The organism is Sinomonas atrocyanea (genome assembly GCF_030812675.1).
In the GTDB taxonomy this organism is placed as follows: domain Bacteria; phylum Actinomycetota; class Actinomycetes; order Actinomycetales; family Micrococcaceae; genus Sinomonas; species Sinomonas atrocyanea_B.
This window is the reverse complement of the sequence record NZ_JAUSTE010000009.1, coordinates 61,359-83,794: the sequence shown is the minus strand read 5'-3', so window position 1 is coordinate 83,794 and position 22,436 is coordinate 61,359. Positions and strand designations below refer to the sequence as shown.

Annotated in this window: 21 protein-coding genes and 2 tRNA genes; 9 read left to right on the top strand and 14 right to left on the bottom strand. The window is 68.7% G+C overall.

Translation table 11 applies throughout. The features are described 5' to 3' along the window. Positions 1–130 precede the first annotated feature (130 nt). Positions 131–1,000, top strand: a complete 870-nt coding sequence (locus tag J2W20_RS13310; RefSeq protein WP_307007151.1) for a glycosyltransferase — start codon at positions 131–133, stop codon at positions 998–1,000. Positions 1,001–1,002: 2 nt separating this feature from the next. On the opposite strand, the gene J2W20_RS13305 is transcribed toward J2W20_RS13310, so the two are convergent. From J2W20_RS13305 to dnaA, 14 genes are all read right to left on the bottom strand, one after another. Next, positions 1,003–1,908, bottom strand: coding sequence for a DMT family transporter (locus J2W20_RS13305; RefSeq protein WP_307007150.1), 906 nt, complete (start codon positions 1,906–1,908; stop codon positions 1,003–1,005). A gap of 60 nt (positions 1,909–1,968) precedes the next feature. Then, positions 1,969–3,051: a DUF1648 domain-containing protein gene (locus J2W20_RS13300; RefSeq protein ID WP_307007149.1), complete on the bottom strand. Its 1,083-nt coding sequence runs from the start codon at positions 3,049–3,051 to the stop codon at positions 1,969–1,971. Beyond that, on the bottom strand, positions 3,048–3,440 hold the full coding sequence (locus J2W20_RS13295) for a GntR family transcriptional regulator (RefSeq protein WP_307007148.1): 393 nt from the start codon (positions 3,438–3,440) through the stop codon (positions 3,048–3,050). The genes J2W20_RS13300 and J2W20_RS13295 overlap by 4 nt, the downstream gene beginning before the upstream one ends. A 226-nt stretch (positions 3,441–3,666) precedes the next feature. Further along, positions 3,667–3,739 (bottom strand) — tRNA-Ala (locus J2W20_RS13290). An 18-nt stretch (positions 3,740–3,757) separates the two neighbouring features. After that, complete coding sequence (locus J2W20_RS13285) at positions 3,758–3,877, bottom strand: DLW-39 family protein (protein ID WP_307007147.1); 120 nt, start codon at positions 3,875–3,877, stop codon at positions 3,758–3,760. A gap of 34 nt (positions 3,878–3,911) precedes the next feature. Next, positions 3,912–3,985, bottom strand: a tRNA-Ile gene (locus J2W20_RS13280). 62 nt (positions 3,986–4,047) lie between these two features. Continuing rightward, positions 4,048–4,665 (bottom strand): DUF3566 domain-containing protein, encoded by a 618-nt coding sequence (locus J2W20_RS13275; RefSeq protein ID WP_373458017.1) that lies wholly within the window; start codon positions 4,663–4,665, stop codon positions 4,048–4,050. After that, a complete protein-coding gene (gene gyrA, locus J2W20_RS13270; RefSeq protein WP_307007146.1) occupies positions 4,662–7,322 on the bottom strand; it encodes a DNA gyrase subunit A in 2,661 nt (886 codons plus the stop codon). The genes J2W20_RS13275 and gyrA overlap by 4 nt, the downstream gene beginning before the upstream one ends. A gap of 34 nt (positions 7,323–7,356) precedes the next feature. Next, on the bottom strand, positions 7,357–9,336 hold the full coding sequence (gene gyrB, locus J2W20_RS13265; protein ID WP_373458021.1) for a DNA topoisomerase (ATP-hydrolyzing) subunit B: 1,980 nt from the start codon (positions 9,334–9,336) through the stop codon (positions 7,357–7,359). Between the two features lie 335 nt (positions 9,337–9,671). Further along, entirely contained in the window at positions 9,672–10,211 is a 540-nt protein-coding gene (locus J2W20_RS13260) for a DUF721 domain-containing protein (protein ID WP_307007144.1), read from the bottom strand. Further along, positions 10,204–11,490, bottom strand: a complete 1,287-nt coding sequence (gene recF / locus J2W20_RS13255) for a DNA replication/repair protein RecF (protein ID WP_307007143.1) — start codon at positions 11,488–11,490, stop codon at positions 10,204–10,206. The genes J2W20_RS13260 and recF overlap by 8 nt, the downstream gene beginning before the upstream one ends. A gap of 19 nt (positions 11,491–11,509) precedes the next feature. Next, positions 11,510–12,394, bottom strand: coding sequence for a phosphogluconate dehydrogenase (NAD(+)-dependent, decarboxylating) (gnd, locus tag J2W20_RS13250; RefSeq protein WP_307007142.1), 885 nt, complete (start codon positions 12,392–12,394; stop codon positions 11,510–11,512). A 60-nt stretch (positions 12,395–12,454) separates the two neighbouring features. Continuing rightward, positions 12,455–13,579 (bottom strand): DNA polymerase III subunit beta, encoded by a 1,125-nt coding sequence (gene dnaN, locus J2W20_RS13245; RefSeq protein WP_307007141.1) that lies wholly within the window; start codon positions 13,577–13,579, stop codon positions 12,455–12,457. 515 nt (positions 13,580–14,094) lie between these two features. Next, positions 14,095–15,519, bottom strand: a complete 1,425-nt coding sequence (dnaA, locus tag J2W20_RS13240) for a chromosomal replication initiator protein DnaA (protein ID WP_307007140.1) — start codon at positions 15,517–15,519, stop codon at positions 14,095–14,097. Positions 15,520–16,120: 601 nt separating this feature from the next. On the opposite strand from dnaA, the gene rpmH reads away from it, so the two are divergent. The 8 genes from rpmH (at position 16,121) to J2W20_RS13200 (ending at position 21,726) form a co-directional block, all read left to right on the top strand. After that, positions 16,121–16,258: a 50S ribosomal protein L34 gene (rpmH, locus tag J2W20_RS13235; protein ID WP_074588526.1), complete on the top strand. Its 138-nt coding sequence runs from the start codon at positions 16,121–16,123 to the stop codon at positions 16,256–16,258. 49 nt (positions 16,259–16,307) lie between these two features. Further along, positions 16,308–16,709 carry a ribonuclease P protein component gene (rnpA, locus tag J2W20_RS13230; protein ID WP_307007139.1) on the top strand — a complete coding sequence of 134 codons (402 nt, stop codon included), beginning with the start codon at positions 16,308–16,310 and terminating at the stop codon, positions 16,707–16,709. Further along, complete coding sequence (gene yidD, locus J2W20_RS13225) at positions 16,693–17,109, top strand: membrane protein insertion efficiency factor YidD (RefSeq protein ID WP_373458016.1); 417 nt, start codon at positions 16,693–16,695, stop codon at positions 17,107–17,109. Before rnpA ends, yidD begins: the two co-directional genes overlap by 17 nt. 21 nt (positions 17,110–17,130) lie before the next feature. Next, positions 17,131–18,096, top strand: coding sequence for a membrane protein insertase YidC (yidC, locus tag J2W20_RS13220; protein WP_307007138.1), 966 nt, complete (start codon positions 17,131–17,133; stop codon positions 18,094–18,096). Beyond that, on the top strand, positions 18,093–18,632 hold the full coding sequence (locus J2W20_RS13215) for a Jag family protein (RefSeq protein ID WP_307007137.1): 540 nt from the start codon (positions 18,093–18,095) through the stop codon (positions 18,630–18,632). Before yidC ends, J2W20_RS13215 begins: the two co-directional genes overlap by 4 nt. Before the next feature lie 44 nt (positions 18,633–18,676). Beyond that, the gene (gene rsmG / locus J2W20_RS13210; protein WP_307007255.1) at positions 18,677–19,315 is read left to right on the top strand and encodes a 16S rRNA (guanine(527)-N(7))-methyltransferase RsmG; all 639 of its coding nucleotides are present in this window, start codon (positions 18,677–18,679) and stop codon (positions 19,313–19,315) included. A gap of 238 nt (positions 19,316–19,553) precedes the next feature. Beyond that, a complete protein-coding gene (locus J2W20_RS13205) occupies positions 19,554–20,429 on the top strand; it encodes a ParA family protein (protein ID WP_373458020.1) in 876 nt (291 codons plus the stop codon). 79 nt (positions 20,430–20,508) lie between these two features. Next, positions 20,509–21,726: a ParB/RepB/Spo0J family partition protein gene (locus tag J2W20_RS13200; protein WP_307007135.1), complete on the top strand. Its 1,218-nt coding sequence runs from the start codon at positions 20,509–20,511 to the stop codon at positions 21,724–21,726. Positions 21,727–22,436: the final 710 nt, after the last annotated feature.

The window sequence follows — 22,436 nt, the reverse complement described above, 5'->3', positions numbered from 1 at the left end:
AACGGGCGCGGGAGACGCATGATCGCGTCTCCCGTGCCCGTTTTCCATGCCCTGCCGGGCCGCCGTCATCCAGGGGCGGCACGCCGGGCGCGCCCCCCTGGCGCCGGAGCCCTTTGCTAGATTTGTGGTGATGTCCCAGGACCCTGCGCTCCCCGCCACGACGGCTGCTCCCGAACCGCCGAGCGTGTCCATCGTCGTGCCGGCGTACAACGAGGAGAGCGTGATCCGCCAGTGCGTCACGGCGGCCATCTACCAGTCCGTCCCGGCGCACGAGATCATCGTGGTCGACAACATGTCGAAGGACTCGACGGCGCAGATCGTGTGCCAGCTGCAGTCCGAGTACCCGGAGTCCCGGATCATCCTCCTCACCCAGGACCGCGATCAGGGGCTCATCCCGACCCGCAACTTCGGCCTCGACGCGGCCACGGGGGACGTCATCGGCCGCATCGATGCTGACTCGCTCCTCGAGCCGGACTGGGTCGAGGAGGTCCAGCGGGCCTTCATGGACAGCACGGTCCAGGCGGCGACGGGCCCCGTGATCTACTACGACATGCCGATGCGGCGGTTCGGCCTCAAGGCCGACGACAAGGTGCGCCAGCTGCTCCTGAAGCTCTCGCGGCACGAGTACCACTTCCTGTTCGGCTCCAACATGGCCATCCGGCGCACGGCGTGGGAGTCCATCCGGGACTCGACGTGCCGGGACGAGAAGGACGAGATGCACGAGGACATCGACCTGTCCCTGCACCTCGCGGAGCGTGGGCTCAAGATCCAGTACTGGCCCGACATGGTCTCGGGGATGTCTGCCCGGCGCCTCGAGGACTCGCCCAAGGACTACCGGTACTACGTGCAGCGCTTCGACCGGACGTACAAGGCGCACAACATCAAGAAGATCGCGCTGCGCGCCCCCATGGCGGTGATCTTCTCGGTGTACTACCCGGCCAAGCTCCTGCGCGCCATCCACTCGGCCAACCAGCCGCCGGTCAAGCGCGGTGGCGTCTAGCGTCAGTCCGCCCCGAGCTCCGGCGCGACCCGCGGCTCGCGCCGGGTGCGCCGCTGGCCGGAGACGACGACGGCGAGCCCTGCGAGGATGAGCCCCAGCCCCGCGTAGGTCCCGCCCGGCAGCACCTCCCCGAGGAACACGGCGGCCAGGAGCGCCGCGCCGGGGATCTCGAGCAGGATGAACATCGAGACGACGAGCGGGCTCAGGGTTGCGACGAGGTGGTTGAACGCCGTGTGGCCGACCAGCTGGGCGGCGGCCGTGATCGCGAGGATGCCCGCCCACCCCGCGGGCTCGAATCCGGTGAGCCGCTCGCCGGTCGCGAGGGCCATGACGGCCACGAGCGCGGCGCACACCCCATAGCAGAGCGCCGTGTAGGTTCCCGTGCCCATGGTCTGCCGGGCCTTGCCGCCGGCCATCGTGTAGAGGCCGGCGAGGATGCCTCCCGCGACCGCGAGGAGGTCTCCGAGTGCCGCCTCGTGGGAGGAGCCGAGGTCCAGCCCCGTGATGGCGACAACGCCGAGGAACGCGAGCCCGAGTCCTGCAAGCACGGGCACGGGGAGCTTGCGGCCGCGCAGCACCGAGAAGACCGCGATCCACCCCGACTGGAGGCACACGAGGGCCGTGGACGCCGCGACCGATGTCAGCGTCAAGGACACGATGAAGCACACGAAGTGGAAGGCGAGCGCCACGCCGGCCAGGGAGGACCAGAGCAGGTCCCTGCGGGTGAGCCGGCGGAACTGGCCCGGGCTCCGCACGGCGACCGGCGCCGCCATGACGAGTGAGGCGATCGCGTTGCGCCAGAACGCGATGGCGAGCGCGGTGACCGAGGTTCCCGCGAGCGTTCCGGCGATGAGCGGGCCGGAGGCAGAGACGCCGAGCACTCCGAGCACCACGAGGAGGGGGATCACCAGCCCACTCTAGTGCCGGGCGGTATGGCAGCCGCGCGTGACCCAGGTGACCTGCCGGGGTCAACCCTCGAAACGGAGCGTGATCACGAGGCCAATCAGCGCGACCACGCCGGCCGCGAGCATCGCTGTCGTGGGATTGCCGAAATTGAGCGTCCACCCCAGACCGAACCGGCGAGGAACCATCAGCGCGGGGTCTTCGCGGTTGATGTAGAACAGTCCGCCGCGCCAGTACCTGTCATCGTCCCGGTGGGATAGGCCGGTGTCCTCGTCGCCCGCATCCGGCTCGCGATTGTTCCGGGCCAGGACCACGGCGGCCACCGCGACAGCGGCCAGGATCGGGAGTGCGACCACAGCATGCGCCCATGGGGTGGCCGTCCCGGTCCACATCAGCAACGATGATCCCAGCATCCCGACGTCGATCATCGCGGCCAGCCCGAGCAGGGCCCTGGCGCCCAGCACCACGTAGTGGCGGTGCCAGCGCGCGGACCCGCTCGGGTGTGCTGGGTCGATGTCCGGACGGCTGCGGAAGATGATGGCCCCTGCCATACCGGCGAGCAGTGCGGTAATGCCGATCTGCACGAACACCAGCGAGAAGGCTGCGCCCACCGATTTGGACGCCAACCGGTTGGGCACGCCCTTCGCGTAGTGCACGGCGAGCACCTCAGGCATAGACGGGTAGCTGAGCACACCGATCACCACGGTTGCCACCGTGACGATCAGTGCGGGCGCCAACCAGAGCCACGGAAACCGCGGAGGGGCGGTCCGCAGTCCGGTGTCCACGGCGATGCCCTGGTGAAGGCCCTCGTACCATCCCTCGGCAGCCTTGGCCGCACGGATCTCGCGATTGGCCAGGAAGAAGCAGCCGTACCAGAATCCGACGAGAAGCAGCACCGACAGCGACAGTGTGAGTGTCTCGCCTGTCAGGCTGTAGAGGGCGACGCCGACCGCGGCCGCGACGATCCAGCTGGCCGATACCCGCCATCGGTAGATGCGGGTCTGCCGCTGCACCGTCGGGTCGTCGGCATGGTGCACCGGCACCCGCACGCCGAAGGGCACCGTCGGACTGTTGATCGAGGGAAGCGCGAGGGCGACTGCCAGCACCAGTGCCGACAGCACCGAGCTCAGGACGATGGCAATGGTCATGGCATCTCCTCTGGCGGGGTGGAACCGAACGAATCGAGCACGGACCGACAGGTCGCGAGGACCTCCTCGGCCGGCAATCCCCTGGCGATGGCCTCTGCCAGCAAGGTCCGCGCCCTCGCGGTCCACTCTGTGCGGAACGGCGCGCCCGCGTCGGTCAGAGCCACGACCGCACCGGTCTTGCGGTTGAGCCGGATCAGGCCCTGCTGGCGCAGGAGGTCGTAGGCCTTGTTCACCGTGTGGAAGTTGATCCCGAAGTCCGCGGCGAGCGCTCGCGTGGACGGCAGTGAGCTGCCCTCGGTCAGCACGCCCCGTGCGATCGCCTCGACGATCTGGTCGCGGAGCTGCTGATAGATCGGCACCTCGCTGTCGAGGTCGACGGTGAGGATCATCGCTCCCGCCTTCCGCCTTTGATATAGGAGTTATAGAACAGGTGACGAGCGGAGGCAAGCACTCGTCGCATCGTGGTGCTCTGGGGGGGGCCATCGGCGATAGACGCGGCCGACTCGGGCCTCCCGCGGGTGCGGCCGGACGCACGTCACGGCTGTGGCACAGGTCCAGCGGAAAAAAAGGAAGCCAGGCGTTCAGAACGCCTGGCTTCCTCTCTTCATCTCACGGTGGAGGCAAGGGGACTCGAACCCCTAACCCCCTGCTTGCAAAGCAGGTGCGCTACCAATTGCGCCATGCCCCCGTGTTCTCTGGAGCGGTGCTACTCGACCTTGTCCGTCGAGCCGCTCCAGATGCCCTTCTGGGCCTCGGACTCCTTGGCCTTCCGATACAGGAAGGCACCCGCGAGAGCAGCGACTGCGATCGCAATCAGTCTCTTCACGGGCACCTCCACATGGTTCGGATACCAGGATCCGTGGGCGTACCAGGACTTGAACCTGGGACCTCTTCGTTATCAGCGAAGCGCTCTAACCGCCTGAGCTATACGCCCTCAGTGGCCCTCGGGCCGAGATATGACTCTACAGCACACCTCGGCCCGCGGCCAAATCCCCCTCAGTCGTCGGTGAGGGTCACTCCGACGCCGCCCACGAGGGTGGCCGAGATGTTGTACAGCACGGCCGTGAGCATCGACAGCGCGGTCAGCAGCACCACGTTGACCACGGCGATGATGGTCGCGAACGAGGCCACCTGGCCGAGCGAGGCGATCTTCTTCAGGTCGAGGGCGCCGCCGCTCTCCGAGCCGCCGATCTCGCCCAGGAGGCCGTTGATCTTGTCGAAGATGCCGGTGACGTCGAGGACCATCCACAGCACGATCGATGCGACGACCGTGACGATGCCGAGCGCCACCGAGAGCAGGAAGGACATCTTGAGCACGGACCACGTGTCGACCTTGCTCACGATCAGGCGCGCACGGCGCTGCTTGGCCTTCGGCGCCGGCCGGACGAGGCCTGCCTGGCCGGGACGCTGGCCCGGGCCGACGGGGCGCTGCTGCGCGGTGGCGGCACGCTGCGCCGCGGCCGCGGTGAGCGGACGCTCCGCGGGGCGGCCTCCCGGCCGCTGTCCCGCGGAGTTCGCCGACTGGGGCGGCACCGTGGGACGCTGCGGCGGCCGTGACGGGGACGCGGCCTGCGGATAGCCCCCGGACGACGGCGTGTTCTCGGGCGTGCTCACTCGTTACCTCCCGGAGTCTGGTCAGAGTCTGGGGACAACGTTACGGCATGAGCCTCCACCGCTGCCTCCTCCTCAGTGCCGGGAGCACCCTCGGGAGTGCCCTCGGCTCCCTCCTCCGCCTCGTCGCCTTCCACCGCGAGCGAACGCTCGCTGTTCTTGGCGACCGCGATGATCCGGTCGCCCTTGTCCGGCTTGGCGAAGATGACGCCCATCGTGTCGCGCCCGGTGGCCGGGACCCCGGACACCGTGGAGCGGACCACGCGGCCGCCGCCCATGACCACCAGGACCTCGTCCTCGTCGGTGACGATCAGGGCCCCCATGAGGTGCCCGCGGCCTTCGGCGTACTTCCCGACCTTGATGCCGAGGCCGCCGCGGCCCTGCCGGCGGTACTCCTCGACACTGGTCTTCTTGGCGTATCCGGCCTCGGTGACGATGAAGACGTACGAGCCCTCGGCGACGACGTCCGCGGCGAGCAGCTCGTCGTCGTCACGGAACTTCATGCCCGTCACGCCGCTGGTCGCCCGCCCCATGGGACGCAGGGCGTCGTCGTCCGCGGTGAAGCGCACGGACTGGCCGTGCCGGGAGACGAGCATGAGGTCGTCGTCCTCCGAGACGATCTGCGCCGAGACGAGCTCGTCGCCGTCGCGCAGGTTGATGGCGATCACGCCGGCGGAGCGGTTGGTGTCGTAGTCCTCGAGCCGGGTCTTCTTCACGAGCCCGGCCTTGGTCGCGAGGACCAGGTACGGCGCCTGCTGGTAGTCCCGCAGGTCCAGGACCTGGGCGATCCGCTCGTCGGGCTGGAACGCGAGCAGGTTCGCCACGTGCTGGCCCTTGGCGTCGCGGCCGCCCTCGGCGAGCTCGTAGGCCTTCGCCCGGTACACGCGGCCGAGGTTGGTGAAGAACAGGAGCCAGTGGTGGGTCGTCGTGACGAAGAAGTGCTCCACGACGTCGTCCCCGCGCAGCTGCGCGCCCCGGACGCCCTTGCCGCCGCGGTGCTGCTGGCGGTACTGGTCGCTGCGGGTGCGCTTGACGTAGCCGCCGCGGGTGATGGTGACGACCATCTCCTCCTCGGGGATGAGGTCCTCGACGCTCATGTCGCCGTCGAAGCCAGCGACGATGCGCGTGCGGCGGTCGTCGCCATGCTTCTCGACGATCCCGTTGAGCTCCTCGGAGATGATCTGCCGCTGGCGCGCAGGATCGGCGAGGATCGCGTTGTACTCGGCGATGAGCGCCTCGAGCTCGTCGTTGCGGTCCTGGATCTTCTGCCGCTCGAGGGCCGCGAGGCGGCGCAGCTGCATGTCGAGGATCGCCCGGGCCTGGATCTCGTCGATGTCGAGCAGCTCCATGAGCCCGTCGCGCGCCTGCTCGACTGTGGGGGAGCGGCGGATGAGGGCGATGACCTCGTCGAGCATGTCCAGCGCCTTGAGCAGGCCGCGGAGGATGTGGATCTCCTCCTCGGCCTTGCGCAGCCGGAACCGGGTGCGCCGGACGATCACGTCGATCTGGTGCGTGACCCAGTGCCGCACGAACGCGTCGAGCGAGAGGGTGCGCGGCACGCCGTCGACGATCGCGAGCATGTTCGCCGCGAAGTTGTCCTGCAGCTGCGTGTGCTTGTAGAGGTTGTTCAGCACGACCTTCGCCACGGCGTCGCGCTTGAGCACGATCACGAGGCGCTGGCCGGTGCGGCCCGAGGTCTCGTCGCGGAGGTCCGCGATGCCGGAGATCTTGCCGTCCTTGACGAGCTCCGCGATCTTCATCGCGAGGTTGTCCGGGTTCGCCATGTAGGGCAGCTCGGTCACCACGAGGCACGTGCGGCCCTGGATCTCCTCGACGTTGACCACGGCGCGCATCGTGATCGAGCCGCGGCCGGTCCGGTAGGCGTCCTCGATGCCGCGGCGCCCGAGGATGGTCGCCCCGGTGGGGAAGTCCGGGCCCTTGATGCGCAGCAGGAGGGCCTCGAGGAGCTCCTCCCGGGTCGCCTCGGGATTCTGCAGGTACCACTGCACCCCATCCGCGACCTCGCGCAGGTTGTGCGGCGGGATGTTGGTGGCCATGCCGACGGCGATGCCGGAGGAGCCGTTGACCAGCAGGTTCGGGAACCGCGCCGGCAGGACCGTGGGCTCCTGGTTCTTGCCGTCGTAGTTGTCCTGGAAGTCGACGGTCTCCTCGTCGATGTCCCGGACCATCTCCATGGCCAGCTGGGCCATCTTGGTCTCGGTGTACCGCGGGGCCGCGGCGCCGTCGTTGCCGGGGGAGCCGAAGTTGCCCTGCCCGAGGGCGAGCGGGTACCGCATCACCCAGTCCTGGATGAGGCGGACCAGGGCGTCGTAGATCGCCATGTCGCCGTGCGGGTGGTACGTGCCCATGACGTCGCCGACCACGCGGGCGCACTTGTTGAACGCGCGGTCGGGGCGGTAGCCGCCGTCGAACATCGCGTACAGCACGCGGCGGTGGACGGGCTTGAGCCCATCGCGCACGTCCGGCAGCGCCCGGCCCACGATCACGGCCATCGCGTAGTCGAGGTAGGACCGCTGCATCTCCGTCTGGAGGTCGACCTGCTCGACGCGGTCGCCTTCGGCGGGGCCCTCAGGCACGAAGGCCGTCGGGTCGGTTCCCGGCGTGCCCGCGGTGGGGTCCTCGGGAGTCTCGTCGCTCAAAGATTCTCTCCTCTAATTGCTTTCCGACCCGAGATCAGATGTCCAGGAAGCGGACGTCCTTGGCGTTCTGCTGGATGAAGTGGCGCCGGGACTCGACGTCGTCGCCCATCAGGACGGTGAAGGTCTGGTCCGCGGCTGCGGCGTCCTCCATGGTCACCTGCAGCAGCGTGCGCCGGTCGGGGTCCATGGTGGTGTCCCACAGCTCGGTGTAGTCCATCTCGCCGAGGCCCTTGTAGCGCTGGATGCCGTTCTCCTTGGGCAGCCGCTGGCCGTTGGCTAGGCCCGTCCGGATCGCCTCGTCCCGCTCCCGGTCGCTGAACACGTAGTCGTGGGCGTGGTTGGACCACTTGATGCGGTAGAGCGGCGGCTGCGCGAGGTAGACGTAGCCGTTGTCGATGAGCGGGCGCATGTACCGGAACAGCAGGGTCAGCAGCAGCGTGGTGATGTGCTGGCCGTCCACGTCGGCATCGGCCATGAGCACGATCTTGTGGTAGCGGAGCTTGGCGATGTCGAAGTCCTCGCCGATCCCCGAGCCGAACGCGGTGATCATCGACTGGACCTCGGCGTTGCCGAGCGCCTTGTCGAGGCGCGCGCGCTCCACGTTGAGGATCTTGCCGCGCAGCGGCAGGATCGCCTGGGTCTCGGGGTTGCGCCCGCGCTTGGCGGAGCCGCCGGCCGAGTCGCCCTCCACGATGTAGACCTCGCAGCGCGAGGGGTCCTTGCTCGAGCAGTCCGAGAGCTTGCCCGGCATCCCGAAGGACTCGAGCGGGCTCTTGCGGCGGGCGTTGTCGCGGGCCTTCCGGGCGGCCATGCGGGCCTGTGAAGCCTGGATGGCCTTGCGGATCACGTCCTTGGCGGGGCCCGGGTTGCGCTCGAGCCAGTCGCCGAGCTGGTCGGTCACCACGCGCTGGACGAAGCCCTTGGCCTCGGAGTTCCCGAGTTTGGTCTTGGTCTGGCCCTCGAACTGCGGCTCGGCGAGCTTGATGCTGACCACGGCGGTGAGGCCCTCGCGCACGTCCTCGCCGCTGAGGTTGTCGTCCTTGTCCTTGAGGATGCCCTTCTCGCGCGCGTAGCGGTTCACGAGCGAGGTCATCGCCGCGCGGAAGCCCTCCTCGTGGGTGCCGCCCTCGTGGGTGTTGATCGTGTTCGCGTACGTGTGCACCGACTCCGCGTAGGCGGTGGTCCACTGCATCGCGACCTCGAGGGCCATCTTGCGCTCGTGGTCCGTGCTCTCGAACGCGATGACCTCCTCGTGGATCACCTCGATCTTCTTCGAGGAGTTCAGGTGCTTGACGTAGTCGAGCAGGCCGTCGTCGTACTTGTAGTCGACCACCCGGCGGGTGGGAGTGGACTTGGCCTCCTCGGCGGGGATGCCGGCCTCGGCGCTCTCGCCGGCGACCTCGCTCTCCTCCTCCTCGCCACGCCGCTCGTCCGTGAGGGTGATGCGCAGGCCCTTGTTGAGGAAGGCCATCTGCTGGAACCGGGCGCGGAGGGTCTCGAAGTCGAATTCCGTGCTCTCGAAGATCGACGGATCCGGGTAGAAGGTCTGGATGGTTCCGGTGGAGTCCGTCGCCTCGCCCTCGATGAGGTCGCCGACCGGGTGGCCTCCATCGCGGAAGGACATGCGCCAGGCGTGGCCCTGCCGCCGCACCTCGGTCTCCACACGGGTCGAGAGCGCGTTGACCACGGAGATGCCGACGCCGTGGAGGCCGCCGGAGACGCTGTACCCGCCGCCGCCGAACTTGCCGCCGGCGTGCAGGATCGTCATGACGACCTCGACGGTGGGCCTGCCCTCGGTGGGATGGATGTCGACGGGGATGCCGCGGCCGTTGTCCTCGACCCGCACGCCGCCGTCGTCCTGGAGCGTGACCTGGATGTGGTCGCAGTACCCGGCCAGCGCCTCGTCGACCGAGTTGTCCACGACCTCGTACACGAGGTGGTGGAGGCCACGGGGCCCGGTGGAGCCGATGTACATGCCCGGCCGCTTGCGGACGGCTTCGAGGCCTTCGAGCACGGTGATGCTGCTCGCCCCGTATTCACGGGTTTCGGGGCTGGATCCGGAGGGCTGCGATGGAACCTGCTGCCCGCTGGGCTCGTACTCGTTCTGCTGGGTGTTTGGGTCCACTGGACTCTCGTCAGCCACAGGCGTTCTCGACCCCTCTTCCGTTCGGCAGGCTTAACGTGTCAATTCTACCGGTTCCCGCGCGCGGGGGCCGACAACGGCACCCCGATTGCCTCTGGGAGGCGCGCAAGCGGCTCGTGGCGACTCGCAATGGAGGCCTTCCAAGGGGGAGTGCGGGTCCCGGGCTGCCGAGCGCCATACGCGCCGTCCACGGGATCCGCCCCTCCTCACCCGTACGTGTCGCGTGGTCCTCGCCCGCGGACATGGCGGGGTCCCTTCCGCCAGCTCGGCGCCGAGGGGCCCAGCACATGGATCTTCGTGACGATCCCGTCCCCGAGCTCGCGCCGGAAGCGGTCCATGAGGCGGGGGGCCAGGAGGCGGAGCTGGGTGGCCCACGCCGTGGAGTCGCAGCGGACGCGCAGCTCGGTGCCCTCGAAGCTCTCCGGCGTGCAGTGCGCCGAGATCTCCGGCCCCACGAGCTGCGCCCACCGGGACATGACCGACCCGACGGACACGGGGGAGTTCCAGCCGCGCTCGGCGACCATGCGGCTGACCACGCTGCCGAGTCCCTGCGGGTCGCGCCCGCTGTAGCCGGCCGCCGGCCGCTGACGGGTCCGCGGCCGGGGGGCGTTGGGATCCGCCACGAGCGGGCCCGTGGCACGGACGCGGACCTCGCCACGCGCCTGGGCGGCCTGGCGCACCCGGTTGAGGGCGGTGCGGGCGGCATCGATCCCGTCGGGGAGCCCGGGGCCCGTCTCCTCAGGCATCCCCGTGCTCCGGGCGCGCGGCGTCGCCGTCGTCGACAGCGCCGGGGAACACGCGGATCCGCCGCCCGCCCAGCTCGGGCGGAATGTCGGCGTCGACCGCGGCCGTGACGAGGACCTGCTCCGCCTTCGCCACGATCGCGGCGAGCCGGGCCCTCCGCGTCGCGTCGAGCTCGGCGAACACGTCGTCGAGGATGAGGATGGGCTCGTCTCCCGGCACGGCCGAGTCGTCGAGCATCACGTAGTAGGAGGCGAGGCGCAGCGCGAGCGCGAACGACCAGGTCTCGCCGTGGGAGGCGAACCCCTTCGCGGGCGCCTCACCCAGAAGGAGCTCGAGGTCGTCGCGGTGCGGGCCCACGAGCGTCAGGCCCCGCTCGAGCTCGCGTGGGCGCGCCGCCGCCAGGGCGGCGAGGAAGCGCTCGGCGATCTCGTCGACGCCGAGGCCGGCGAGACCCGGGGAGCCGCCCGCCGCCGGCGGTTCCCCGAAGGACGACGGCGCGTGGCCGGCGTCGTCCGCATCCTCCTCCGCGTCGGGGACCGCACCCTCGACGCTCGAGCGGTAGACGGCGCGGGTCACCTTCGATCCGTCCGTCAGCTGGGCGTAGGCGGCATCGAGGTGCGGGGCGAGGCGTCCGACGAGCGCGACCCGTGCCGCCAGCAGGCGTGCTCCGGCCTGGGCCAAGTGCGTGTCCCACACCTCGAGCGTCGACTCGACGCTGGCCCCGCCCGAGGCGTCACGGGCGTCGGGGCCGCCCCGGCGCGAGAACCTCGCGGCCCGGGCGCTCTTCAGGAGCGCGTTGCGCTGTTTGAGCACGCGGTCGTAGTCCGCGCGCGTCCCCGCGAGGTGGGGCAGGAGCACCGTGAGGAGCTCGTCGAGGAAGCGGCGCCGGGACGAGGGGTCGCCCTTGACGAGCGCGAGGTCCTCGGGGGCGAACAGGACGGTGCGGGCGATCCCGAGGAGGTCCCTGGCGCGGATCGTGGCCCCGCGGTTGATGCGGCCGCGGTTGGCGCGCCCGGGGTTGATCTCGAGTTCGAGCGCCGAGCGCTGGGTTCCCCGCACGAAGGCGGCGCGGACCAGTGCGCGCTCGGCGCCGAAGCGCACGAGGGGAGCGTCCGAGCTGACCCGGTGGGAGCTGAGCGTCGAGAGCATCCCGAGCGCTTCCACGAGGTTGGTCTTGCCGACCCCGTTCTGGCCCACGAGGACCGTCGCACCTGGGGACAGCTCGAGGTCGAGCTGGGCGTAGGAGCGGAAGTCGGTCAGGGAGAGGCGTTCGGCGTACACCGGTCGGCGGGGCTCCGCTCTACTTCGCCGGGCGCGTCGCGTGCCCGCCGAACTGGTGGCGGAGGGCCGAGACCATCTTCATCGCGGGGGAGGAGTCCTCACGGGACTCGAAGCGCGCGAAGAGCGCCGCGGTGATCGCGGGGGCAGGCACCGCGTTGGCGATCGCCTCCTCGACCGTCCAGCGGCCCTCGCCCGAATCCTCGACGTAGTCGTCGATGTTCGCCAGGCCTGGGTCCTCCTCGAGCGCCTTGACCAGCAGGTCGAGCAGCCACGAGCGCACCACGGTGCCCTTCTGCCATGCCCGGAAGGTCCCCGGCAGGTCGGTGATGATGTCCTTGGCGGCCAGCAGCTGGTAGCCCTCTGCGTAGGACTGCATGAGCCCGTACTCGATGCCGTTGTGGACCATCTTGGCGTAGTGGCCCGCCCCCGTGCCGCCCACATGGACGAAGCCATCGGCCCGCTCGCCCTCCGGACGGAGCGCGTCGAAGACCGGAAGCGCCCGCTCGACATCCGCCGCATCGCCGCCGACCATGAGCCCGTAGCCGTTCTCGAGTCCCCACACGCCGCCGGAGACGCCGCAGTCGAGGAAGCGGATCCCCTTCTGCGCGAGCTGCTCGGCGTGCCGCTGGTCCTCCGTGAAGCGCGAGTTGCCCCCGTCGATGACGAGGTCGCCCGCCTGGAGCTTCTCGGCGAGGTCGGCCACGACGGCGTCGGTGACAGTGCCGGAGGGCACCATGACCCACACGATGCGCGGCGTCGGCAGTGCGGTCACGAGCTCGTCGACGGATGCGGCGTCCGAGACCTCGGGGTTGCGGTCGAAGCCGGTGACCTCGATGCCCGCGCGGCGGAGCCGCTCGCGCATGTTGAAGCCCATCTTGCCGAGGCCGATGAGTCCGATGTGCATAGCCGGGTCTCCCTTCGTGGGGCTGTGGTCGTCGTGAGCGGCGGGGGCTGCCGGACCCGGTCAGTTCGGCAGGCGCACGGGCATGACGAGGTACCGGTAGTCGATCTCGTCGTCGCCGTCGAGCTCACGCTGGGCGGTGATCATCGCAGGCTTCGGGGCACTCGTGAACGAGAAGCGCACGAACGGCGTCTCGATGACGGCCAGGCCTTCGATGAGGTAGTGCGGGTTGAAGGCGACGGTGATCGCCTCGCCGTCGAGCTTCGCCTCGAGCTCCTCCGAGGCCTGGGCGTCTTCGCCGGTCCCGGCGTCGAGGGTCACGAGACCGTCCGTGAACGCGAGGCGGACCGGGGTGTTCCGCTCCGCCACGAGCGAGACGCGGCGCACGGCCTCGACGAGCTCCTGCGTCGCGACCACGGCGTGGATCGGGGTGGACTCCGGGAAGAGCGACCGGATCTTCGGGTAGTCGCCGTCGACCAGGAGCGAGGTGGTGGTGCGGCCGCCGCTCTCGAAGCCGATGAGCCGGGAGTCGTCGTCCGCCAGGGCGAGGTTCAGCTCGCCGGAGCCGCCCAGCGTCTTGGCGACCTCGCTGAGCGTCTTGGCCTTCACGAGGGCGGCGGTGGAGGTCCCGGGGCTAGCGGGCTTCCACGGGATCTCGCGCATTGCGAGGCGGTAGCGGTCGGTGGCGAGCAGGGTGATGAGCTCGTTCTCGATCTCCATCCGCACGCCGGTGAGGATGGGCAGGGTGTCGTCCTTGCTCGCGGCGATGGTCACCTGGGCCACGCCCTTCGCGAACGTGTCACCCGAGACGGATCCGAGGATGGCGGGGAGCCCCGGCAGGGGCGGGTACTCGGCCTCGGGCATCGTGGCGAGGTGGAACGAGCTGCGGCGGCACGTGAGGGTGACCTTGGTGCCGTCGGTCTCGACATCCACCGGGGCGGCGGGAAGGCTGCGGCAGATGTCCGCGAGGAGCCGGCCGGAGACGAGGATGGTGCCCTCCTCGCGGATCTCGGCCGGGATCTCGAGGCGGGCGGACGTCTCGTAGTCGAAGCTGCTGAGGCTCACGACGCCGTCGTGTGCCTTGAGCAGCAGGCCGGCCAGGACGGGCACAGGGGGACGCGGAGAGAGCGAGCGGGCCGCCCAGCTCACGGCCTCGGTGAGGACATCCCGTTCGACTCGGAACTTCACGGACGCGTTCCGCCTTTCATCGCTGTCTCATTGGCCGCGGGGGCACACGTTCAGGGGTGCCGGCCGGGCCCGGCGAAGGCCTCGGTTCGAGGCTGCGGACCCACAGCAAGCGTTGAGCACAGCTTAGCCCCATGGGTGCTCACGGATTCAAGCCGGCCTGGACCCGGCTCGGCTGGGTGGCTGGCCCCAGGGGAGTGCCGTCCGGGCGGGGAAGGGCAACTGTTGGCTAACTGCCTGAAGATTCTTGTAATTGGTGGTGTTAATAAGTGCTGTGGAAACTGTGGATAACCGGCTCTGGCCGCGGACGGCCGCGGAACTGGCCTGTTCATCCGGTGTTGATCCAGAGCGGAGAGCCTGAGGGTGGGCTGTGGACGCCCGGATTCGTGTCATTCCGACTCTCCACAGCGGTCCTGAGGGTTTTAAGCCCATGCCGGCAGGATGTGCACTTAACCATCCACAGCCTTGTCCACAGGTGCCTGTTAATAAGGCACGCGCAGGCGCGAGGCCCCCGCCGGCTACAGACCCCGCTGGGCCTGCTTGATCTTGTTCGTCAGTTCCGTCACCTGGTTGTAGATCGCGCGCCGCTCGGCCATCAGCTCCCGGATCTTCCGGTCGGCGTGGATGACAGTGGTGTGGTCGCGGCCGCCGAGGACCTGCCCGATCTTCGGCAGCGACATGTCTGTGAGCTCGCGGCACAGGTACATCGCGATCTGGCGGGCCGTGACGAGTGTGCGCGTGCGGGACTTGCTGTTGAGCTCGTCGACCGTGAGCTTGAAGTACGCCGCGGTCTCCGTCAGGATCTGCTCTGCCGTGATCTCCAGGGCGGACTCGTCGGTGATGAGGTCCTTGAGGACCATCTCGGCCAGCGCGACGTCGACCGGCTGCTTGTTCAGGCTCGCAAAGGCCGTCACGCGGATCAGGGCGCCCTCGAGCTCGCGGATGTTCGCCGAGATGCGCGACGCGATGTACTCGAGCGCGTCGTCCGGCGCGGAGAGGCCCTCGCTGTTGGCCTTCTTGCGGAGGATCGCGATACGGGTCTCGAGGTCCGGCGGCTGGATGTCGGTCAGGAGGCCCCACTCGAAGCGGGACTTCATCCGGTCCTCGAAGCCGTGCAGGGCCTTGGGGGGCTGGTCCGAGGTGATGACGACCTGCTTGTTGCTGTTGTGCAGGGCGTTGAACGTGTGGAAGAACTCCTCCATGGTCCCCGTGCGGCCGGCGAGGAACTGGATGTCGTCGATCAGGAGCAGGTCCACGTTCCGGTACGTGGTCTTGAAGCTCGTGCCCTCGTCGTCGCGGATGGAGTTGATGAAGTCGTTCGTGAACTCCTCGGAGTTCACATACCGCACGCGGATGCCGTTGTAGAGGCGGCGGGCATAGTGGCCGATCGCGTGCAGCAGGTGTGTCTTGCCGAGGCCGGAGTCGCCGTAGATGAACAGCGGGTTGTACGCCTTGGCCGGTGCCTCCGCCACCGCGACCGCCGCCGCATGCGCGAAGCGGTTGGAGGCGCCGATCACGAACGTGTCGAACACGTACTTCGGGTTGAGGCGACTGACCTCCTGGGACGTGCTCGGCGGCGTCGGCGCCGGGCGCAGCTCCTCGCGGATGGCCTCCCGGATCTCAGGCCGCTTGACCGGCTCGAACGTCTCGGCGCGCACCGGGACCAGATCGGTGTCGACGTCGATCGCGCACCGGATGTCCTCGGAGAAGACGGACCGGAGGGCGTCGTCGAGGGCGGACTTGATCTGGCCCTGCAGGACCTCGCGGGTGAGCTCGTTGGGGACGGCGACGAGGAGGGTTGAGCCGATGAGCCCCTGCGCCTGCGCCAGCGAGACGAATCCGCGCTGGCGCGGCGAGACCCGGTCATCCTCCTCGAGGAGGCGCACCACGCGGCGCCACGAACTGCCAAGGGTGTTGGCTTCGTTGGCTTCCTCTGGTCCCATGTGCTCCTCTACCTGCCTGCTTCGCTTCTCACGCCGTCGCTGCCCCGGCGTCCGTGACGCGACGATGACCGGGGGCGAACCGGACGCGGGCAGGGAGGCGTTTCACCCCCGTCAGTGCGCCGGCATCCTCTGAACCGCTTGTTTCATCCACAGGGATACCCACAGGCGTGGAGGAGGGCGCTCGAACAGACTAGAGGATGGGACAACCCAGAAGATAGCTGGCATCGGCGGGCCGAGGAATTACACTGGTGAAGTTCTCCGCGGGGGCCGCGCAAGGGCGCTGTCCACAGGCCTGTGAGTGGAGTTGGCCACAGCTGGGGACAACCTCCCCACGAGGAGTCCGGCTGCGCTGGCGCCGCCGAGGACTGGTACGGCGAATTGACGCCGCCCCTTGCCGTGCCCTAACGTCGTTAAGTCCTTTGTGTCTGCCTACTTCTCCTGTCGCATGCCCTCGGCACGCCCCACGCACAGCCCTTCATCGGGTGCTCGTGCTGCGGATGCCGGCATGAGGCGCGGCGGGGGCGGCAGGCCCTGAATACATAGCGTCCGCCAGCACTTCGACCCGTCCGGCAGACGCGCTCGATCTACTGGAGTGAGAGAAGTGAGCAAGCGGACTTTTCAGCCGAACAACCGCCGTCGTGCCAAGAAGCACGGCTTCCGTCTGCGGATGCGCACCCGCGCCGGCCGCGCCATCCTGGCTGCGCGCCGGTCCAAGGGCCGCGTTGAGCTCTCGGCCTGAGTCCTGACTCGGCCGGGTCGGATCGCGGGCACGCGCTGATGGCGGACTGATGCTCGCCGCGGCCCATCGCCTGCGCTCCGGCGCGGACTTTACGCATACCGTACGTTCCGGCGTCCGCCAAGGGCGCCGGAACGTCGTGCTGTATGCGGCCCCCAACGATGGACGGGCGAGCCGGTTCGGCTTCATCGTGTCCAAGGCCGTGGGGAACGCAGTCACCCGCAACCTCGTTAAACGGAGGCTGAGGGAGGCTGCTGCCTCGACGGTACGCGGGCGGCCCGTGGGGCTCGACGTCGTCGTGCGCGCACTGCCCGCATCGTCGACGGCGAGCTGGGACGACCTCAGCACGGACTACGAATCGGCGCTCGGCGCAGCCCTGCGCCGCCTCGATCGGGGCACCAGCCCCGACGGGGCCGCCGGGCGGGAGAGGACAGCGGATGGCAGCGGTGGCTGAGATGCCCGCCGGCGCGCGGCGAGCTGTGCTCCTGAGGTGGGCGGCCGCCGTCGGCCGTTTCGTCTGGACCCTCCCGCAGCACGCGCTCATCCTGCTGCTGAAGGCCTACCGCGCCATCGTGTCCCCGCTGTACGGGCAGGTGTGCCGGTTCTTCCCCTCCTGCTCGGCGTACGCGCTCGAGGCCGTCACGGTGCACGGCGCTGTGCGAGGATCGTATCTGGCGGTGCGCCGGCTGGTCCGATGCCATCCCTGGAACGCCGGGGGCATCGATCCGGTCCCGGAAGGCCATCGCCACTGGCCCGACGACCGCATCCCGCGGATCGTCGTGCTGAACCACCCGGACCGCTTCTGGACCGACGCTGGCCCTGAGGGTCCGCGCCCCAATGACACGAGCAATTGACATGAGGAACAGGGAAAACGCATGGACCCTCTAGGGACAATACTTCTGCCCTTCGAGTGGCTGGTCTCCTTCGTCATGGTGGCCTTCCACGAGGCCCTGTCCTTCATCGGCCTGCCCGCAGCGAGCGGCTGGACGTGGACGTTCTCCATCATCGGGCTCGTCCTGGTGATCCGCGGCGCACTGATCCCGGTCTTCGTCAAGCAGATCAAGGCTCAGCGGGGCATGCAGCTCCTGCAGCCCGACCTCCAGAAGCTCCAGGCGAAGTACAAGGGCAAGACCGACCAGCTCTCGCGGCAGGCCATGGCCCAGGAGCAGATGGCGCTCTACAAGCAGCACGGGACCAACCCGTTCTCGGCCTGCCTGCCCATGCTGATCCAGATGCCGTTCTTCTTCGGGCTCTTCCGCGTGCTCTCGGGGATCAGCAACGCGCAGGCGAACAACACGGGCATCGGTGCGATGACCCACGACCAGGTCGAGCAGTTCCACAACTCGAGCATCCTGGGGGCACCGCTCTCCGCCTCGCTGCTGCACGGGGGCGGCGGCGACGCGGTCGCCGTGGCCATCCTCTCGATCCTGATGATCGTGGCGATGACGGCCTCGCAGTTCATCACCCAGAAGCAGATCATGGCGAAGAACATGTCCGATGCGGCCATGGCCAGCCCGTTCATGCGCCAGCAGAAGATCCTGCTCTACATCCTCCCGCTCGTCTTCGGCATCGGCGGCATCAACTTCCCGATCGGCGTCCTGATCTACTGGACGATCTCCAACCTGTGGACCATGGGCCAGCAGTTCTACGTGATCCGCCGGATGCCCGCTCCCGGTTCCCCGGCGGCGCGCGCCCTCAACGAGCGCCGGGCTGCGAAGGGCCTCGCCCCGATCGACGTCACCACGGGCAAGGTCATGCGTCCCGAGGACATCCCGCCCCCGCCGGAGCCCAAGACGCAGCGCCAGCAGCCGCAGCGGAAGAACAGGAAGAAGAAGTCATGACCTCCGAGAGCACTGCCGTGAACCTTCCCGAGGACCACGACGCCGAGGCCGCCGGCTCCGAGACGCCGCTCAGCCGGCTCGAGGAGGAGGGCGACGTCGCCGCCGACTACCTTGAAGAACTCCTCGACATCGCCGATATCGACGGTGACATCGACATCGAGGTCCGCAACGGCCGGACTTACCTTTCGGTGGTCGGCGACGACGAGGCCGAGGGCCTCGACACGCTCGTGGGGGCTGACGGCGAGGTCCTGGAGGCCCTCCAGGAGCTCACCCGCCTGTCCGTGCTCTCCGCCACCGGCAACCGCTCGCGGCTCGTCCTGGACATCAACGGCTACCGCGGCGAGCGGTCGGTGCGCCTGCAGGAGCTCGCCGAGCAGGCCGTCGAGCGGGTCAAGGCCGGCGAGCCGACCGTCCACCTCGAGCCGATGAGCTCGTATGAGCGCAAGATCGTGCACGACGCCGTGGCAGACCTCGGATTCACGAGCGAGTCGGAGGGCGAGGGCGCCGCGCGGCACATCGTCGTCTCCGCCGACTGAACGCCGTGGCCGAGAAGTCGTCCGCTGAGGCCGCAGTCGGCGGTGTGCCCGAACTGGCCGGGCGCGATCTGGCCGCCGCCGAGCACCTGTTCGGTGACCGCCTCGACCTCGCGCGCCGCTATGTGGACCACCTCGCCACGTCCGGCCTCGAGCGCGGCCTGATCGGCCCGCGGGAGGTCCCGCGACTGTGGAGCAGGCATGTGCTCAACTGTGCCGTCATCGAGTCCGAGTTCCCTCCGGGGGCCCGGGTCGCAGATGTCGGGAGCGGGGCAGGGCTTCCCGGCCTGTGCCTCGCCATCGCGCGCCCCGATCTGCACCTGACGCTCATCGAGCCGCTCGAGCGGCGCGTGCTGTGGCTCGAAGAGGTCGTCGCCGACCTGGGCCTTGGCAACGTCACGGTGCTGAGGGGGCGCGCCGAGCAGGTGGCTGGTGAGGTGGAGGCCGGCTTCGTCACCGCCCGTGCCGTGTCCGCGCTTTCCACGCTGGTGCCGATGACGCTCCCGCTGCTGCGGGGGTCCGGGACCCTCGTGGCGATCAAGGGGCGCAGCGCGGCGGAGGAAGTGGAGAAGGCCGCCAAGGCCATCCGGAAGTTCAGGGGCCATTCCGTAGACGTGCACACCGTGGGCGAGAGCCTGCTGGAAGAGCCGACCACCGTTGTGAGGATCGACGTCGGCGAGGCCTGAACTCCCGCGGGAGGACGGGTTGAGCGGCTAGTCTAGGGAGAGGCAATCGACGCGAATCGAGAGTGAGTTGACAGTGACCAGTGGCGAGACGTCGGCCCAGCGCATACCTCCCTTTTTGACGCTGGGGTCTGCGCGCGCCACGGCCGGCGGAGCCGCGGAAGTGGGTCCTCAGCCACCGTCAGCTCCGGCAGAGCTCCTGGCCGCGCCGAGGGGCGATGCCCAGTCCTTCCTCCAGAACCTGGACGAGGGCAGCCCGATCGCGAGCCAGCTCGCGAGCGAGGCGCGCCGCCGCGAGAGGCTTAGCGGACGCACGCTCCGCCGCCCGGACCGAACTCGCGTCTTCACCGTGTCCAACCAGAAGGGCGGGGTCGGGAAGACCACGACCACGGTCAACATTGCTGCGGCGCTGGCCTCCGCGGGGATGCAGGTCCTCGTGATCGACATCGACCCCCAGGGGAACGCGTCGACCGCCCTCGGCATCGAGCACCACTCAGAAGTCGAGAGCATCTACGACGTCCTCATCAACGATGCCCCGCTGAAGGACGTCGTCGCCCCGTGCCCCGACGTGGAGAACCTGGTCTGCGCGCCGGCGACCATCCACCTGGCAGGTGCCGAGATCGAGCTGGTCTCGCTGGTGGCGCGCGAGCAGCGTCTGCGCCGCGCCATCGACAACTACGCCGCCGAGCGTGAGAAGGCCGGCCTCGAACGCCTCGACTACATCTTCATCGACTGCCCGCCGAGCCTCGGCCTCCTCACCGTCAATGCCTTCTGTGCTGCGACCGAGGTCCTGATCCCGATCCAGTGCGAGTACTACGCCCTCGAGGGACTGAGCCAGTTGCTCAAGAACATCGAGATGATCCAGAAGCACCTCAACGCCGACCTGCGCGTCTCGACGATCCTCCTGACGATGTACGACGGTCGGACGAACCTCGCTGCCCAGGTAGCGGCAGAGGTGCGCGAGCATTTCCCCGAGCAGGTCCTGGAGGCCGTGGTGCCGCGTTCCGTGCGGATTTCCGAAGCCCCCAGCTACCAGCAGACGGTGCTGACCTACGATCCGACGTCGACGGGTGCATTGTCGTACCTCGAGGCCGCGGCAGAGATCGCGGAACGCTAGCTCGTCGGCGGGTCATCCGTCTCGCACCACCTGTGAACAGCCAGTGCCCGGGCGATCGGGCTCAAGGGAGGAAACCGCTATGAGCGAGAAGCGCCGAGGACTCGGCCGGGGCTTGGGAGCCCTCATCCCGAGCACGGCCCCGGCTAGCGGCTCGACGACGCCGTCGCGCCCCGTCGACCTGTTCTTCCCCGACACGGGGCGCCGGACCGCTCAGGGGTCGCAGGAGCAGGCGGAGACTCCTGATGCCGAGACCATGGATGACGCGCAGGCCTCGACCGGTGACCGTGACAGTCGGGGCACTGCGGGGTCCTCTGCGTCGTCTGCGGATCTTCCTGCCTCCGGGCCCTCCTCTGTCGACGCAGACGCCGATCCCGGGGAGGACAGCCCCGCGGTCGACTCATCGGCCCCCGGGCAGCCTCAGCCACGCGCGGGCCGTTCCCGGGCAAAGCGCGCACCGGCGGAGGACGAGCTCGACCTCGTCGAGGTTCCGGGAGCCCAGTTCGCCGAAGTCGGCGTGGACGACATCCACCCCAACCGGAAGCAGCCCCGTACGGTCTTCGATGAGGACGACATGGCGGAGCTCGTGCACTCAGTGCGTGAGATCGGGATCCTGCAGCCGATCGTTGTCAGGAAGTCAACCGAGCCCGGTAGCGAAAGCTATGAACTCGTCATGGGCGAGCGGCGCTGGCGGGCGGCGAAGGCCGCAGGACTGACCGCTATCCCGGCGATCGTCCGCGAGACAGGTGACGACGCCCTGCTCCGCGACGCGCTCCTCGAGAACCTCCACCGGAGCCAGCTGAACCCCCTTGAAGAGGCAGCTGCCTACCAGCAGCTCCTCCAGGACTTCGGAACTACGCACGAGGAGCTCGCGGATCGCCTCGGCCGCTCACGGCCCCAGGTCTCCAACACCATCCGGCTGCTCCGCCTTCCGCCGCTCGTCCAGCGTCGGGTGGCCGCAGGCGTGCTCAGCGCCGGCCATGCGAGGGCACTCCTGTCCCTGCCTGACGACGCTGCAATGGAGCGCATCGCTCAGAAGATTGTTGCCGAGGGTCTGTCGGTGCGCGCCACCGAGGAAGCCGTGGCCCTGTATCAGGAGCCTCAGGAGGCGCGGCGCGCATCGACGCGGAACAACGCCCGGCACGAGCGGCTCGACTTCTTGGCCTCGAATCTGGCGGATCGTCTCGACACGAACGTGAAGATCACCCTCGGAGCACGGAAGGGCAAGGTCAGCATCGAGTTTGCCTCCGTGGAGGATCTCAACCGCATCATGACGCTGATCAGCCCCGAAGAGGAATAGCGTTTTTGCTCGCTGACATCGCACAGGGCCCGTTTCACGTGAAACGGGCCTTGTTTTTGGCTGATGCGGCTCGGCCAATGTGGGGCTCTGCAGTCGCAAAGACGTCCCTTGTTACCGAGACACGTCTCAGCACTGGACGGCAAAACTGCTCATCGTGAGTTTCACCGTTTGTGGGGCTGTGCATTGTGCCCCGTTTTGCGCAGACATATTTCTCAGAAGATTGACTCATCGGCGGTGCTGTACCTGCTCTGGTGGGCCAGGAATTTGTCGTCGTGTCCTGCGCCTGGCTGCGGCCACCGGTAAGACGTTCTCCTGACAGGATCCGACCCCCGCTGACCTTTTCGGATCACCGTTGCGGTACCGGTCGCCCTCCAAGATGCGGAGCGCGCCCTCCGCGCACAGTGGGCCTGACTGGTCGACTTCCCTGGTGAGCCGACTAGTCAGAACGCACACGGCGCGCCGACCGGTCAGAAAAGCACACGGCGCGCCGTCTCGTCACCGTTCTATGGTTTCGCACAGTGACGAGTGATGACGTTGCTGCCGGCGGTGCTTGTCGCGTTCGAGGGGTAGGGCGCCTGCATGTAACGGGGTGGTACCGGGTTGACGGTGCGGATGAGAGTCATCTCATCTGCAGGCCAGACCGCTTATGGGTTCGACAGGCATCAGACTGCGGTTGGCGTGAGAGCTGGGAGCTGGACAGTGCTCCACTC

What these genes read in the sequence shown, in the direction of transcription:
- J2W20_RS13310 (WP_307007151.1), top strand. Translation starts at nt 131, where the DNA reads ATGTCCCAGGACCCTGCGCTCCCCGCCACGACGGCTGCTCCCGAACCG.
- J2W20_RS13300 (WP_307007149.1), bottom strand. Translation starts at nt 3,051, where the DNA reads ATGACCATTGCCATCGTCCTGAGCTCGGTGCTGTCGGCACTGGTGCTG.
- J2W20_RS13295 (WP_307007148.1), bottom strand. Translation starts at nt 3,440, where the DNA reads ATGATCCTCACCGTCGACCTCGACAGCGAGGTGCCGATCTATCAGCAG.
- J2W20_RS13260 (WP_307007144.1), bottom strand. Translation starts at nt 10,211, where the DNA reads ATGCCTGAGGAGACGGGCCCCGGGCTCCCCGACGGGATCGATGCCGCC.
- gnd (WP_307007142.1), bottom strand. Translation starts at nt 12,394, where the DNA reads ATGCACATCGGACTCATCGGCCTCGGCAAGATGGGCTTCAACATGCGC.
- dnaA (WP_307007140.1), bottom strand. Translation starts at nt 15,519, where the DNA reads ATGGGACCAGAGGAAGCCAACGAAGCCAACACCCTTGGCAGTTCGTGG.
- rnpA (WP_307007139.1), top strand. Translation starts at nt 16,308, where the DNA reads ATGCTCGCCGCGGCCCATCGCCTGCGCTCCGGCGCGGACTTTACGCAT.
- yidD (WP_373458016.1), top strand. Translation starts at nt 16,693, where the DNA reads ATGGCAGCGGTGGCTGAGATGCCCGCCGGCGCGCGGCGAGCTGTGCTC.
- yidC (WP_307007138.1), top strand. Translation starts at nt 17,131, where the DNA reads ATGGACCCTCTAGGGACAATACTTCTGCCCTTCGAGTGGCTGGTCTCC.
- J2W20_RS13215 (WP_307007137.1), top strand. Translation starts at nt 18,093, where the DNA reads ATGACCTCCGAGAGCACTGCCGTGAACCTTCCCGAGGACCACGACGCC.
- J2W20_RS13200 (WP_307007135.1), top strand. Translation starts at nt 20,509, where the DNA reads ATGAGCGAGAAGCGCCGAGGACTCGGCCGGGGCTTGGGAGCCCTCATC.